The sequence below is a fragment of the Domibacillus tundrae genome (assembly GCF_000970675.1).
In the GTDB taxonomy this organism is placed as follows: Bacteria; Bacillota; Bacilli; order Bacillales; family Domibacillaceae; genus Domibacillus; species Domibacillus tundrae.
Genome location: NZ_LAJA01000014.1, coordinates 175,287 through 189,320 on the forward strand (window position 1 = coordinate 175,287; position 14,034 = coordinate 189,320).

The window sequence follows — 14,034 nt, forward strand, 5'->3', positions numbered from 1 at the left end:
AGCCTTTGATCTATAGAAATTGTCACCACGAAACACGGAATTGTGATAAAATTCTCAAAAACAGCCGTTTCGGCTGTTCCAATCAACTTAAAATATGATATAGTAGTACATAACCGCTTTAACGTACTGAAGGGAGCAGGAAAATGAGATATTTAACAGCAGGAGAATCACATGGGCCGCAATTGACGGCAATTATTGAAGGGCTTCCGGCCGGAATGGAGCTTTTAGCAGAAGATGTAAATACCGATCTATTGCGTCGCCAAAAAGGGCATGGCCGCGGCCGCCGCATGCAAATTGAAAAAGATTTAGTAGCGATCAAGTCCGGTGTGCGTCATGGCCACACCCTTGGCTCACCTGTGACACTTGTTGTTGAAAATGATGACTGGAAACACTGGACGAAAATTATGGGCATCGAACCGCTTGACAGTGAAGAAGCAGCGGAGGAAATAAAACGAAAAATCACGCGTCCGCGTCCTGGTCATGCGGATTTAAACGGCGGCATCAAATATGGACACCGTGATATGCGCAATGTGCTGGAGCGCTCTTCCGCCCGTGAAACGACGGTTCGTGTAGCAGCTGGTGCTGCGGCGAAAAAACTGTTAAAGCTGCTTGGGGTAGAAATTGCGTCACACGTTATTGAAATCGGCGGGATCCGCGCGGAAAATATTCAATTTGAGACAATTAAAGAGTTACAGGAGCGCAGTGAAGCGTCATCCGTCCGCTGTTTAGATGAAGAAGCAGGCGCGAAAATGATTGAAGCAATTGACAATGCGAAGAAAAACGGTGACTCAATCGGCGGGGTTGTAGAAGTAATCGCGGAAGGCATGCCGATCGGGGTCGGCAGCTACGTTCATTATGATCGCAAGCTGGATGCGAAAGTAGCTGCGGCTATTGTCAGCATCAATGCATTTAAAGGGGTTGAAATCGGCATTGGTTTTGAAGCGGCACGCAAATTCGGCAGTGAAGTGCACGACGAAATTGCCTGGAACGAACAACGTGGCTTTTACCGGAAAACAAATCGCCTGGGCGGCTTTGAAGGCGGAATGACAAACGGCATGCCAATTGTCGTCCGTGGTGTCATGAAGCCGATTCCGACACTATATAAACCACTTGAAAGCGTTGATATTGATACGAAAGAAACGTTTTCAGCAAGTATTGAACGATCAGACGCCTGTGCGGTTCCAGCAGCAGCCGTCGTAGCGGAAGCAGCCGTTGCCTGGGAACTGGCAAATGCCCTTCTTGAACAGTTCAATGGCGACCGGATGGATCACTTAATCCGCCAGGTAGAGGAACATACATCGTACGCAAAGGAGTTTTGATCAATGAACCGCGTCACGGTTGAAACAGCACATAAAACGTACCCTGTTATCATTGGCGAAGGAGCGGTGCAGGAAATTGGCCGCTTCATCCTTCAAATGAAAAAAAAACCAACCCGTTTGTTTGTGATCGCCGATGAAGCGGTGTATGCGATCCACGGCAGCACGCTTCGGAATGAATTACCGGATTCGCTGCAAACAGACTGGCACTTTGTACCGGCGGGTGAATCCGCCAAGTCTTTTCCTGTGTTTGAACAATGTTTAACCGCTATGCTGGAAGCGGCGCTGGACCGTCATTCGCTTGTTGTGGCGTTTGGCGGCGGGGCGTGCGGGGATTTGGCTGGTTTTTGTGCGGCCAGCTATATGCGAGGCATTCCGTTTATTCAAGTACCGACGACCATTTTGGCACATGACAGTGCGGTCGGCGGCAAAACGGCGATTAATCATCCTCTGGGCAAAAATATGATTGGCGCTTTTCACCAGCCAGAAGCGGTCATTTATGATACGGCCTTTTTGAAGTCACTCACTGAAAAAGAAACGAGAAGCGGCTTTGCGGAAGTGATCAAGCATGCCCTTATTGCGGATTCAAAGCTGCTTGAAGACATTCAGCAGACGATTAAGAATGCGGGCGATATAAAAGGATCTTTTTTAGAGCATTGTCTGCAAAGAGGCATTGAAATTAAAAGTGCAATTGTCAAAGAAGATGAAAAAGAAACCGGCGTCCGGGCGTTTTTAAATTTTGGCCACACGTATGGCCATGCGGTGGAAGCACTATCGGGCTACGGTAAAACTGCACACGGTGAAGCTGTTGCATGCGGGATGATTTTTGCGTTGTATGCATCAGAATTCAAAAACAACCTTTCATTCGACATCCGTTCATTTGCGGAATGGCTGAAAAAAGCAGACTACCATGTTGAAGCTGGGACAGCTTTTTCATTCGACGACATGTATGCGGTTATGACCCGGGATAAAAAAGCATATGGCGGAACGGTTCGTTTTGTTCTATTAAATAAAGTGGGCGAGCCGTATATCACTGATATGACAAAAGAAGAATTGCAAAAGATCGATGAACATTTCAGAAGGGAGGTCAGCCAGTGGTAAGAGGAATCCGCGGTGCAATTACCGTACCAGCAAATGACGGTGTTTTAATGGTGGAAGCAACAGAACGATTAATCGCAGAAATGATTAAGCAAAATAACATTGAGCCGGAAACCGTCTGCTCAGCATTTTTATCCGCAACCAATGACTTGGACGCGATGTTTCCCGCGAAAGCGCTCCGCGAGCAGGCAGGATGGGAATACGTTCCAGTTATGTGTATGCAGGAGCTGGCAATTAAAGGCGGCTTAGAGCGATGCATCCGTATTATGATGCACGTCAATACAGAAACCGCACAAAAAGAGATTCAGCACGTTTATTTAGAAGGGGCAGTCGTCTTGCGCCCGGACTTGCAGCAATCGGCAAATTGAGAGGAGCATGAAAAGGATGAAGTGGAAAGAACAAATATTAACATTAAAAGCCTATCAGCCAGGGCGGACAACCGATGAAGTAAAAAAAGCGTATGGCTTAAACGAAGTGGTTAAGCTTGCTTCCAATGAAAATCCGTTCGGTGCATCTGAAAAAGTAAAAGAATGCATCCGTTCGTATGCAGATTCTTTTGCCATTTATCCGGATGGCTACACAACAAGTCTTCGGACAGAGTTGGCTTCTTTTTTACAGCTGGACGAAAAACAGCTCATCTTTGGCAATGGGTCGGATGAAATCATCATGATGATTTCACGGGCAATGCTTGAACCGGGGAAAAACACAGTGATGCCAACACCTTCATTTCCGCAATACCGCCATAATGCGGTTGTGGAAGGGGCGGAAGTGCGCGAAGTAGAGCTGATAAATGGTGCACACGATTTGGACAAAATGGCTGAAGCGATCGATGAAAATACGGCGATTGTCTGGCTGTGCAGTCCGAACAACCCAACTGGCGTTTATATTACAGATGTGCAGCTGCGCGGCTTCCTTGACCGCGTGCCGGAAGATGTATTTGTTGTTCTCGATGAAGCGTATTATGAATATGTGACAGCAGATGACTACTACAATGCGCTTGAGATCATAAAAGAATACAAAAATGTGATCGTTCTTCGCACATTTTCAAAAGTGTACGGATTAGCTGCTTTTCGTGTCGGCTACGGGTTTGCAAATGAATCCCTGATCGCGCGGCTTGATCCCGTTCGTGAACCCTTTAACGTCAATTCACTGGCACAAAAAGCAGCGGTGTCAGCTCTTTCTGATCAGTCATTTATTGATGAATGCCGTACAGCAAACAAAGAAGGGCTGGAACAGTTTTACGCATTTTGCCGTGAAAATGGCCTCGGTTACTATGCATCTGAAGCGAATTTTATATTGATCGATTTTAACTGTGACAGCAACGAATTGTTTGAATACTTAATGTCAAAAGGATATATCGTCCGTTCGGGCGCCGCGCTTGGCATTCCAGGTACTGTCCGCGTCACGGTTGGCTCAAAAGAACAAAACGAGGGCGTCATGAACGCCATGAAAAGCTTTTTGGCTGAAACTGTAAAAAGATAGAAGGTGATTCGCCTATGAGAGGAAATGTCTTTATTGCCGGTCTCGGCTTAATCGGCGGATCTCTTGCAAAAGCGATAAAAAAAGCCCATTCACAGGCACATATAGTCGGATTCGATCTACGTGAATCCGAACTGGGCCTTGCTGAAGCATTGAACATTATTGATGAAAAAGCCGTTTCGTTTGAAGATGGCGCAAAAAAAGCGGATTTAATCATTTTAGCAGTGCCGGTATTAAAAACAGAGCAAATGATTGAAACACTTGCCGGTCTCCATTTAAAAGAAGGCGTTTTGATTACGGATACGGGGAGCACGAAAAGCCGTATCATGAACCGTGCTTCTCTTTTAAGCAATAAAGGAGTCGCATTTATTGGCGGCCATCCGATGGCGGGTTCTCATAAAAGCGGAGTGGCTGCTTCAAAAGAGCTCCTGTTTGAAAATGCCTTTTATTTGCTGACGCCCGGGGGAGCGGCAGAAGAAAAGCATGTCGCCATCTTGAAAAAATGGCTGGACGGAACACGGGCAAAGATATTGGAAGTAACGGCAGAAGAGCATGATGAAATGACGGGTGTGATCAGTCATTTCCCTCATATTATTGCCGCGTCCCTCGTTCACCAAGCCCGGAAATTTAATGAAGAAAACCCGTTGATCGAGCGGCTCGCAGCCGGTGGTTTTCGGGATATTACCCGCATCGCTTCATCCAATCCGGAAATGTGGAAAGACATTTCGCTTCATAATAAAGAAATGCTGCTGACCCTGCTCGCCGACTGGCGTGATGAAATGAATGGTGTACTGTCCATTTTGGAAACAGAAGATGAAGACAAGCTTTACCGTTATTTCAACGATGCAAAAATATTTCGTGACGGGCTTCCAGCCGCATCAAAAGGCGCGATTCCCGCTTTTTATGAAATGTATGTAGATGTTCCGGATTATCCAGGTGTTATTTCCGAATTGACCGGTTATTTGGCGGATGAACGGATCAGTATTACAAATATTCGAATTGTTGAAACACGTGACGACGTATTCGGTGTACTTGTCATTAGCTTTCAAAGCGAAAAAGATCGTCTTCGCGCCAAGCAGTGCATCGAGCAAAAAACGACGTATGACTTATTTTTAGCATAAGAGAGGGTATGAAAACATGAAACTGACGTTTAACAAGCCGTCTCTTGGCGGAAGCATAGAAGTACCGGGTGATAAGTCCATTTCACATCGTTCCATTATGTTTGGAGCGCTGGCAGAAGGCAAAACAACGATCCGGCACTTTTTAAAAGGAGAAGATTGTTTAAGCACCATTGACTGTTTTCGCAAACTAGGGGTGCAAATCGATGAAACAGAAGAAGAAATTGTCGTTAATGGAAAAGGCTGGGGTGGATTAAAAGAGCCATCTGCTATTTTAGACACCGGTAATTCTGGTACGACGACACGCCTAATGCTTGGCATTTTGGCTGGCCGTCCGTTTCATTCGGTTATGATCGGGGATGAATCAATCGGCAAGCGTCCAATGGACCGGGTAACGGTTCCACTGGCATCGATGGGAGCCGACATCGCCGGACGCGACAATGGCCGCTTCACGCCGCTGTCGATTCGTGGTAAAAAATTGAATACAACAGAGTACAAATTGCCGGTTGCCAGCGCACAGGTCAAATCAGCGGTTATGTTTGCAGCACTGCAGGCGGACGGAGAATCGGTCATCATTGAACCGGAAGCAACACGTGATCATACCGAAAAAATGATTGAGCAGTTTGGCGGAAAGATTCGCCGCGAGGGTGACCGGATTATTATCCAGGGCGGCCAGACGTTTAAAGGAACCGACGTTTATGTGCCAGGTGATATTTCATCGGCAGCCTTTTTTATGGTGGCGGCAGCCATCACACCAAATAGTGAAGTCGTTCTCGAAAATACAGGCTTAAATAAAACACGGACCGGCATCATTGATGTGTTTAAGCAAATGGGAGCCGATATGACTGTTGAAAAAACGACGACAGCTGGCGAAGAAATTGGAACGATTACGGTGAAAACGTCCCATTTAAAAGGAACTGAAATCAGCGGAGCGATTATTCCGCGGCTTATTGATGAAATTCCTGTTATCGCACTGCTTGCCACGCAGGCGGAAGGAGACACGATCATTCGTGATGCGGAAGAATTAAAAGTAAAAGAAACGAACCGGATCGACACGGTTGTAGATGAATTGAAAAAGCTTGGTGCCGACATCGAAGCGACCAATGACGGAATGATTATCCGCGGCAAATCAAAGCTCCATGGTGGAGTGGTTTCGTCACACGGTGATCATCGGATCGGTATGGTCATGGCGATTGCGTCCCTTATCACGGAAGGTGATGTGGCGCTTCACGACCATGAAGCAATCGCGGTTTCGTACCCGAAATTTTTTGATCATTTAAATCAGCTGGTTAATTGAGCGTCCTCTTTCTGAGGGCGTTTTTTCTATTTTTTTAAGAAGGAAAATAGAAGGCGAAGTAGAATACATGAAGTACAAGCGAAAAAGTTGCCGGATTGACCATCTTTGATTAAAATAAGAAATCAAGTAAAGAAGACGGAGAAGGAAGAGGCGGTAAAGATGAACAATGCGGAAAATATGATCGCACACTTGGAAAAGGGAGATATGGCGTCGGCATCTGCCCTATACGAAAAGGTGCTCGCCTCTAGTGATGCAGAAGAACAATTTATGCTGGGCGAGCAATTGCTCCAGCTTGGCTTTTTAGATGAAGCACGGCAGCTGTTTGAACAGCTGCTGCACTCTTTTCCAGGAGAAGGCGAGTTGTCGCTCCTTTTAGCTGAGACATTAGTCGAACTCGACCGTGAAGAAGAGGCAATGCTCATTTTGGATGAAATTGACGATACTGATCCGTTTTATGCAAGATCACTACTCGTGTTGGCGGATTTGTACCAAATGCAAGGGCTGTATGAAGTAAGTGAGCAAAAGCTTTTGCAGGCACAGCAGGCAGAACCGGGCGAGCCAATCATTAAGTTCGCACTCGGTGAACTGTATTTAGAAGAAGGCAAGTTTTTAGAAGCGGTCCGTCAATATAAAGAACTTGAAGAAGCGGGTATGCAGGATATTGCGGGCATTTCCATTCAGAAGCGGCTTGCAGAAGCATATAGTGCAGGAGGGGCATTTGAAGAAAGTCTTCCGCATTTTGAACGGGCGCTTGATGATAAAAGGAATATCGACACATTGTTTATGTATGGGTTTACCGCGTTTCAGGCCGGTCAGTACAAAACAGCGGCTATTAAATTGACGGAAGCAGCGGAACTCGATCCGGATTATCATTCGATTTATTTACATCTGGCACGCGCATATGAAATGGAAGAAGAACTCGATGCCGCACTGGAAGCGGCCAGGTCCGGCATCGCACGGGATACGTATCAAAAAGAACTGTATTTACTGGCTGGAAAGCTTGCGCTGAAAACGGGCCTTGAAGAAGAAGGGGAATCGCATCTGCGCCAGTCACTTGCACTTGATCCGGAATATACAGAGGCGGCGCTTGCGCTGAATGCGCTGCTCATGAAAAAAGAAGAGTATGCAGGTGTTCTTGAAGTTGCTTCTATATTCCGTGAATCGGGCAGTGCTGAGCCTCTCATGCTATGGGATGCCGCTCGGGCTGCGAAACGGCTGGAGGAATTTAAAGAAGCGGCTGAGCTATATGAATACATTTATCCGGTTTTAAATGAAAATACTGAATTTCTGGCGGAATATGGCTACTTTTTGTTAGAAGAAGGCAATCGCGGGCAGGCGCTGTCTCTGTTTGAAAAACTGATGAGAGAAGAGCCGCTGAATGATGAGTGGGCAGAACTTGTTGAACGTTTGAAAATGGATGTATACTAATAAAAGCGCAAGGCGCCCAATTATCGGCGACAAGCATAAGACGAGCACTGGTGGAGGCGCTTTTTGCCTCCAGAAGGGCTTGGCTTATGGAACAAAAGCTAAGAACGCAGCTTTCTGCTGCAACGCTTTTGTGACCCGCATCATGTGGGCCTCGATGGTGCCTGAAGCTGGACGGCGTCCGAAAAAATATACTTTCTTATCTTTTAAAAATGGACAGAGGAGTGATGATGATGGCTGCCCCGGTTTCCGTTCATGAGAAAAAGGACTTTATCCGCTGGTTTTTAAATCATTATCAGCTGAAGCGCAGAGAATCTGTCTGGATTTTAAATTATTTAATGAGTCATGATCAGCTTATGGAACATGTGCATTTTGTTGATGATGCTCAGTATTGCCCGCGTGGCATGATCATGTCGTCCCATTGTGTAGACAGTGCACCGTTTCGATTTTTTAAAGATAACATTATGACTACAGATGCGGAAAAGTCTTTTCATGACATACGTTTAAATAAAGATGAAGACATTTTCATCGAGCTGAAATTTAAAGGCGCCCAGCTGTCTCACCAGTATGCGGCCGTACGGGTGGAAAATCCATTTATGCCAAAACGGACACGGCTGACGGAAAAAGAAAAAGAACTGGCAGAGCAGTTTTTGAAATGGAGTGTATACGAATTTCAGCGTGACCGGCTGAATGAGCAAATTGATGCTGCATTGGATCAGGGGGACAAAGAAACGTTTCTCCGCCTGACAGAACGATTAAACGAATTATTGGAATATATAAGTGCGTCTGATCAATGATCAGGCGCTTTTTTTCGCCCTTGTGTTTGCAAGAAGAATAGAACGAATGTATGATAAAGTGGGGTGATAAGATGAATTGGAACGGAAAAGATGCTGCTTTATTTCAGCAGCAAAAAGGCTACATTGACACCGCCATTGTACCGCTTGTCCCGGCTGATTTTGGTGCGGACATGATTCGGTCAGCGGAACAGCATGAGTTTATTGGGCTGCTGGTTGCATTTCTCGAACGTCAATTTAAAGGAAGAGTGCTTGTGACACCGCCGCATGCCTATTTGCCGGACGCAGAATTGAAAATGGAAGGGGCTAAACAGTGGGCGGAGAAGCTCCGGTCTTCCGGGTTTACCCATGTTTTCTTTTTTACAGCAGATCGTGTGTGGCGAGATATGGATAAAGATTTAGAGGCGGCGGTGATCTGGATTCCCTCTGTGCCGCTTGGAGATATGGAAGATGGAGTTAAGTATTCGCTGATCGAAAACCAGGCGAAGCAAATTGTCAACATTATTGTAGGGAAATGGCAGGAGAATGAGGGATAATTCGGAAAATCGTCACATTCAAAAAATCGTTTTCATTCCGGATGTTATTGACCTGTTATCCTGTATCGATTATCATAGTAATGTCCTAGTTTATGTTTATGCTCATATACGGTCCCTAGCGGACGAAGCTTATTGTATAGAGGGGGGAAAAAAATGAGTAAACAACCTGTATCAAGACGTCAATTTTTAAACTACACGCTCACAGGTGTAGGCGGTTTCATGGCTGCGGGAATGCTGATGCCGATGGTTCGTTTCGCTGTTGACCCGGTGCTGAAAGGGGAAGCGGCCGGCGATTTCCATCCGACACAGCAAAAAGTGGCTGATTTAACAGATGTACCGGTACGAGTCGACTTTTCTTACGAGCAAACAGATGCCTGGTATACGTCTGAAGTAACCAATACAGCTTGGGTTTACAAAAACGACAAAGACGAAATCGTCGCATTGTCACCGGTTTGTAAGCATCTCGGCTGTACAGTCAGCTGGGAAGGAAGCGGTCATACTGACAAGTTTTTCTGCCCTTGCCATAATGGCTTGTATGAAAAAAACGGAAAAAACATTCCGGGTACACCGCCGCTTAAACCGCTTGATGTGTATCCAACAACTGAAAAAGACGGCCTGCTGCAGCTCGGCAAGCCAAAGGCAAACAATATCGTGTAAAGGGGGCGTAATACATGCTCAATAAAATTTATGACTGGGTGGATGAACGTCTCGATATTACGCCAATGTGGCGCGATATTGCGGACCATGAAGTGCCTGAGCACGTCAACCCGGCCCATCATTTTTCGGCATTCGTTTATTGTTTTGGCGGTTTGACGTTTTTCGTCACAGTCATTCAAATCTTATCAGGAATGTTCCTGACAATGTACTATGTGCCGGATATTAAAAACGCATGGGAATCTGTTTATTATTTGCAAAATGAAGTAGCGTTTGGCGTTATTGTACGCGGCATGCACCATTGGGGCGCGAGTTTAGTTATCGTTATGATGTTTTTACATACGCTTCGTGTGTTTTTCCAAGGAGCATACAAAAAGCCTCGTGAATTAAACTGGGTTGTCGGCGTATTGATTTTCTTCGTTATGCTCGGTCTTGGTTTTACAGGCTATCTGCTTCCATGGGACATGAAAGCACTATTTGCGACAAAAGTAGGGATCGAGATTGCGGCTTCAACACCGCTGATCGGCCACGAATTGAAAGTATTGCTTGCTGGACATCCGGATATCGTCGGGGCACAAACATTGACACGTTTCTTCGCGATTCATGTTTTCTTCCTGCCGGCTGCGCTATTAGGCTTAATGGGCGCCCACTTTATCATGATTCGTAAGCAAGGTATTTCCGGTCCGTTGTAAAAAAACGGCCATACCCGTTTTAGTTTGATTAAAAGGAGGGGAACGCAATGCATCGTGGAAAAGGGATGAAGTTCGTCGGAGATTCACGTATTCCGGCTGAACGAAAACCAAATATTCCAAAAGATTATTCGGAATATCCAGGCAAAACAGAAGCCTTCTGGCCAAACTTCCTTTTGAAGGAATGGATGGTTGGTTCCGTATTTCTTGTTGGTTATCTTTGCTTGACCATTGCTCATCCATCACCACTTGAGCGTGTCGCGGATCCGACAGATACAGGCTACCTGCCTTTGCCTGACTGGTATTTCTTATTTTTGTACCAACTACTTAAATACACATATGCATCAGGACCTTACAATGTAATCGGCGGTTTTATTATTCCTGGTCTTGCATTTGGCGGTCTTATGCTTGCGCCGTTTATCGATCGCGGACCAAAACGCCGTCCGCTTGAGCGTCCATTTGCAACCGGCTTTATGATGCTCTCTCTTGCGGCAATCATTTTCCTTACATGGGAATCTGTTGACGCGGTAGATTGGAAAGCAAAAGAAGCACAAGGGGCAATTGTCGAAGAAGCGGCCATTGACACGAATTCTGATGGATTCAAAATTTATCAGGAAAATGGCTGTATTAACTGTCACGGTGATACATTATCGGGCGGGGCAGCTGCACCATCTCTTGTCGGCACAGGCCTGACACCGGAAGAAATCGCGGAAATCGCGAAAAACGGTAAAGGATCAATGCCGCCGGGTATGTACAAAGGAAATGACGAAGACCTCGTTAAGCTGTCTGAATTCATTTCAACACTCGAAGCAGAATAATCAAAAAGGACTGTCCGACTTGCTCGGCGGTCCTTTTTTTTCGATGGAGGGTACGGGATGCTGTCTTTTCTTTTATCGAACCGCTCGTTTATGTGGGCGCTTTTTCTTATTAATTTACTTGGAACTATTTACGGTTACATATGGTATATGCCACAGCTTAAGCAAACAGATGCTATTTTTCTCCCGTTCGTTCCGGATAGTCCGACAGCGAGCTTGTTTTTTACGATTGCGCTGCTTGGCCTGTTCGTAGGCCGTCATTGGGGATTGATGCAGGCATTGGCTGTTATGACGTTGTTTAAGTACGGCATATGGGCAGTTGTCATGAACATATTGACGCTTGTGGTAACCGGAGATCTTTCTTGGCTCGGCTGGATGCTTGTCGCCTCACACTTTGGCATGGCTGTACAGGGATTGCTTTACGCGCCATTTTTCCGGGTAAAACCGATTCACTTGATCATTGCATCGGTTTGGACCGTTCATAACGAAATAATTGATTACGTATACATGCAATACCCGGTTTATTCACAGCTTCATTTATATATTCAGGAAATCGGCTATTTTACTTTCTGGCTTAGTATCTTCTCCATCTTGATCACATGGTGGGTATGTGTCCGTTCAAAACGATTAATCTGGTAACAAGCGGCATCATCTTCCTGTCCATCCGCATATACTAAAGGAGCGGATGGGGGGATAGAGAGTGGAAAAAATCATCGCGTTTATATGGAGTTTCCTTCTCATATTTGTGCCGGTTAGCGGAGCAGAAGGACTGGACCCGGAAAAAAACGAACAGCTTATTCATGTAACAGCTTTAACAGGCAGCGTAATTATAATATCGCTTTTATATACAGGAAGAAAAAAATATAAAGGGATGCAAAAGAAAAGGGATCGTGAGCGTAATCTTTGACGCATAGGGGTATTAATCGATAAAATAAAATTAAGACAAAATACGACAATAGTAATGGAGGTAGATGGATTTACATGATCTGGATTGTTTATTTTGCCCTGCTGATCCTGTTGCCGCTTTGGGCGCAATTTAAGGTGAAAAGCACGTATAAAAAATACTCGAAAGTACCGGTTTCAACTGGGATTACGGGTGCAGAAGCGGCACGCCGCATTTTAGATGACAACGGCTTGCAGCACGTAAAGGTAGTGGAGTCACACGGTTTTTTGAGTGACCATTATAACCCGATGACCAAAACCGTCAACTTGTCTCCAAATAACTTTCATGACCATTCCATTGCCGGTGCCGCTGTTGCAGCACATGAGGTCGGCCACGCGATTCAAGACAAAGTCGGCTATGCGTTTCTCCGCTTTCGCCATGCTCTTGTGCCGGTAGCCAATATTAGCTCAAACATGTCGTGGATTTTCATTATGATCGGTATTTTCGCACAAGCAACGAATATGCTTTTGCTTGGGATCGTTTTAATGGCCGCGGGGGTTTTGTTCCAAGTAATTACCTTACCAGTTGAGTTTAATGCCTCGAACCGTGCGATGGATCAAATTGTTGCATCCGGGATTATCCGTAATGATGAAGAACGGGAAGCACGCAAAGTGTTAAATGCAGCGGCTATGACATATGTGGCAGCCGCAGCTGTTGCAGTGCTGGAACTTGTCCGTCTTGTGTTAATGTACACAGGTATGACACAGAGCGAAGATTAATTAAGAAAGGCGCAAGGTGCCTGCCTATCGGCGACAAGCGTAAGACGAGCACTGGCGGAGGCGCTTTTTGCCTCCAGAAGAGCTTGGATTATGACCTCGAGCCGATGGCACCTGAAGCTAGACACTGTTCAAAAATATATACTTTCTTATCTTTTGAAAAAACACCGGAGGACTTCTTCGGTGTTTTTCTACTTTTCAATCGGCTGCTTGTTTTCATCAAGCGTAAATCCTTCGCCGAATACGTCATGAACGACGGTGACCGATACAAATGCATGGGGGTCAACGGCGTGAATAATATTCTTCAGGCGGACGATTTCATTTTTACCAACAACGCAGTATAAGACGTCACGTTCTTGTTTTGTAAAAGAACCGTACCCCTTTAAAATCGTCACACCGCGGTCCATCCGTTTATTAATTTCTTCGGCGATTTCCCCGTGAGCCGAAGAAATAATCATCGCCCCACGTGCCGCATATGCGCCTTCCTGCATAAAATCAATCACGCGGGCGGCAGTAAAGACGGCAACAAGTGTGTACATCGCTTCCCGATAATCGATATATGTAAGAAAAGACGCAATAATGACTGTTGCATCAAATAAAAACATCGTTTTTCCCATACTCACCTGCCGGTATTTGTGCATCAGCCGTGCAATAATGTCCACTCCGCCTGTCGTACCACCATAACGAAATGTAATGCCGAGGCCGACACCGATAAATACCCCCGCAAACAAAGCCGCGAGAAATAAGTCATCGTGCAGCGGAATATGGAACTGCCAGCGCTGGAAAATCCATAAAAAGAACGAAACGCTGAATGTGCCAATCAATGTGTAGTAAAACGACACACGACCGAGCAGCTTCCATCCGATGAAGAAAAGCGGAATGTTCAAAACTAGGTTGGAGTAGGACGGATCAATGTCAAATAAACTGTACAATAGGAGCGTAATACCCGTGAAACCGCCTTCAGCCAAATTGTTTTGCATGTTAAAATGAACAAGTCCGAACGAAAAAATGGCTGAGCCGATTAAAATAAAGATGATGTTTTTTACTTTTATGCCTGGCTTCATAAAGTTCTCCTTTTTTATAGTGACGAATGAAAAGAAAAAATTGCACTGTCCTTATATAATATGTACCATATAGGAGAAAGAAAGTGGTGA

At 45.5% G+C, this 14,034-nt stretch carries 16 protein-coding genes; 15 read left to right on the forward strand and 1 reads right to left on the reverse strand.

Features of this window, described 5'->3' with window-relative positions; translation table 11 throughout:
* Positions 1-143: 143 nt before the first annotated feature.
* From aroC to VQ00_RS12775, 15 genes are all read left to right on the forward strand, one after another.
* Complete coding sequence (aroC, locus tag VQ00_RS12705; RefSeq protein ID WP_046180503.1) at positions 144-1,319, forward strand: chorismate synthase; 1,176 nt, start codon at positions 144-146, stop codon at positions 1,317-1,319.
* 3 nt (positions 1,320-1,322) lie between these two features.
* The gene (gene aroB, locus VQ00_RS12710) at positions 1,323-2,417 is read left to right on the forward strand and encodes a 3-dehydroquinate synthase (protein WP_046180504.1); all 1,095 of its coding nucleotides are present in this window, start codon (positions 1,323-1,325) and stop codon (positions 2,415-2,417) included.
* Positions 2,411-2,782, forward strand: a complete 372-nt coding sequence (gene aroH / locus VQ00_RS12715; protein ID WP_046180505.1) for a chorismate mutase — start codon at positions 2,411-2,413, stop codon at positions 2,780-2,782. The genes aroB and aroH overlap by 7 nt, the downstream gene beginning before the upstream one ends.
* Before the next feature lie 16 nt (positions 2,783-2,798).
* The gene (gene hisC / locus VQ00_RS12720; RefSeq protein ID WP_046180506.1) at positions 2,799-3,896 is read left to right on the forward strand and encodes a histidinol-phosphate transaminase; all 1,098 of its coding nucleotides are present in this window, start codon (positions 2,799-2,801) and stop codon (positions 3,894-3,896) included.
* Between the two features lie 14 nt (positions 3,897-3,910).
* Positions 3,911-5,014 (forward strand): prephenate dehydrogenase, encoded by a 1,104-nt coding sequence (locus VQ00_RS12725; protein ID WP_046180507.1) that lies wholly within the window; start codon positions 3,911-3,913, stop codon positions 5,012-5,014.
* A gap of 16 nt (positions 5,015-5,030) precedes the next feature.
* Entirely contained in the window at positions 5,031-6,308 is a 1,278-nt protein-coding gene (gene aroA / locus VQ00_RS12730) for a 3-phosphoshikimate 1-carboxyvinyltransferase (RefSeq protein WP_046180508.1), read from the forward strand.
* 159 nt (positions 6,309-6,467) lie between these two features.
* Entirely contained in the window at positions 6,468-7,736 is a 1,269-nt protein-coding gene (locus VQ00_RS12735) for a tetratricopeptide repeat protein (RefSeq protein WP_046180509.1), read from the forward strand.
* A 230-nt stretch (positions 7,737-7,966) separates the two neighbouring features.
* Positions 7,967-8,530 carry a ReoY family proteolytic degradation factor gene (locus VQ00_RS12740; RefSeq protein WP_046180510.1) on the forward strand — a complete coding sequence of 188 codons (564 nt, stop codon included), beginning with the start codon at positions 7,967-7,969 and terminating at the stop codon, positions 8,528-8,530.
* Between the two features lie 71 nt (positions 8,531-8,601).
* Positions 8,602-9,063 (forward strand): YpiF family protein, encoded by a 462-nt coding sequence (locus VQ00_RS12745; RefSeq protein ID WP_046180511.1) that lies wholly within the window; start codon positions 8,602-8,604, stop codon positions 9,061-9,063.
* Between the two features lie 153 nt (positions 9,064-9,216).
* Positions 9,217-9,720, forward strand: coding sequence for a Rieske (2Fe-2S) protein (locus VQ00_RS12750; RefSeq protein ID WP_046180512.1), 504 nt, complete (start codon positions 9,217-9,219; stop codon positions 9,718-9,720).
* A 14-nt stretch (positions 9,721-9,734) separates the two neighbouring features.
* Positions 9,735-10,409 carry a menaquinol-cytochrome c reductase cytochrome b subunit gene (gene qcrB, locus VQ00_RS12755; RefSeq protein ID WP_045851437.1) on the forward strand — a complete coding sequence of 225 codons (675 nt, stop codon included), beginning with the start codon at positions 9,735-9,737 and terminating at the stop codon, positions 10,407-10,409.
* A gap of 47 nt (positions 10,410-10,456) precedes the next feature.
* Positions 10,457-11,224: a menaquinol-cytochrome c reductase cytochrome b/c subunit gene (locus VQ00_RS12760; RefSeq protein WP_046180513.1), complete on the forward strand. Its 768-nt coding sequence runs from the start codon at positions 10,457-10,459 to the stop codon at positions 11,222-11,224.
* A gap of 57 nt (positions 11,225-11,281) precedes the next feature.
* Positions 11,282-11,860: a lipoprotein heptaprenylglyceryl N-acetyltransferase LhaT gene (gene lhaT / locus VQ00_RS12765; RefSeq protein ID WP_046180514.1), complete on the forward strand. Its 579-nt coding sequence runs from the start codon at positions 11,282-11,284 to the stop codon at positions 11,858-11,860.
* A gap of 61 nt (positions 11,861-11,921) precedes the next feature.
* The gene (locus VQ00_RS12770; RefSeq protein ID WP_046180515.1) at positions 11,922-12,128 is read left to right on the forward strand and encodes a sporulation protein YpjB; all 207 of its coding nucleotides are present in this window, start codon (positions 11,922-11,924) and stop codon (positions 12,126-12,128) included.
* Between the two features lie 74 nt (positions 12,129-12,202).
* The gene (locus VQ00_RS12775) at positions 12,203-12,883 is read left to right on the forward strand and encodes a zinc metallopeptidase (protein WP_046180516.1); all 681 of its coding nucleotides are present in this window, start codon (positions 12,203-12,205) and stop codon (positions 12,881-12,883) included.
* Between the two features lie 188 nt (positions 12,884-13,071).
* Here VQ00_RS12775 and VQ00_RS12780 read toward each other — a convergent pair whose 3' ends face one another.
* The gene (locus tag VQ00_RS12780; protein WP_046180517.1) at positions 13,072-13,944 is read right to left on the reverse strand and encodes a YitT family protein; all 873 of its coding nucleotides are present in this window, start codon (positions 13,942-13,944) and stop codon (positions 13,072-13,074) included.
* Positions 13,945-14,034: the final 90 nt, after the last annotated feature.

Excerpts from the sequence above, each read along its gene's own strand:
- aroC (WP_046180503.1), top strand. The coding sequence starts at position 144 with ATGAGATATTTAACAGCAGGAGAATCACATGGGCCGCAATTGACGGCA.
- aroB (WP_046180504.1), top strand. The coding sequence starts at position 1,323 with ATGAACCGCGTCACGGTTGAAACAGCACATAAAACGTACCCTGTTATC.
- hisC (WP_046180506.1), top strand. The coding sequence starts at position 2,799 with ATGAAGTGGAAAGAACAAATATTAACATTAAAAGCCTATCAGCCAGGG.
- VQ00_RS12725 (WP_046180507.1), top strand. The coding sequence starts at position 3,911 with ATGAGAGGAAATGTCTTTATTGCCGGTCTCGGCTTAATCGGCGGATCT.
- aroA (WP_046180508.1), top strand. The coding sequence starts at position 5,031 with ATGAAACTGACGTTTAACAAGCCGTCTCTTGGCGGAAGCATAGAAGTA.
- VQ00_RS12735 (WP_046180509.1), top strand. The coding sequence starts at position 6,468 with ATGAACAATGCGGAAAATATGATCGCACACTTGGAAAAGGGAGATATG.
- VQ00_RS12740 (WP_046180510.1), top strand. The coding sequence starts at position 7,967 with ATGGCTGCCCCGGTTTCCGTTCATGAGAAAAAGGACTTTATCCGCTGG.
- VQ00_RS12745 (WP_046180511.1), top strand. The coding sequence starts at position 8,602 with ATGAATTGGAACGGAAAAGATGCTGCTTTATTTCAGCAGCAAAAAGGC.
- VQ00_RS12750 (WP_046180512.1), top strand. The coding sequence starts at position 9,217 with ATGAGTAAACAACCTGTATCAAGACGTCAATTTTTAAACTACACGCTC.
- qcrB (WP_045851437.1), top strand. The coding sequence starts at position 9,735 with ATGCTCAATAAAATTTATGACTGGGTGGATGAACGTCTCGATATTACG.
- VQ00_RS12760 (WP_046180513.1), top strand. The coding sequence starts at position 10,457 with ATGCATCGTGGAAAAGGGATGAAGTTCGTCGGAGATTCACGTATTCCG.
- lhaT (WP_046180514.1), top strand. The coding sequence starts at position 11,282 with ATGCTGTCTTTTCTTTTATCGAACCGCTCGTTTATGTGGGCGCTTTTT.
- VQ00_RS12775 (WP_046180516.1), top strand. The coding sequence starts at position 12,203 with ATGATCTGGATTGTTTATTTTGCCCTGCTGATCCTGTTGCCGCTTTGG.
- VQ00_RS12780 (WP_046180517.1), bottom strand. The coding sequence starts at position 13,944 with ATGAAGCCAGGCATAAAAGTAAAAAACATCATCTTTATTTTAATCGGC.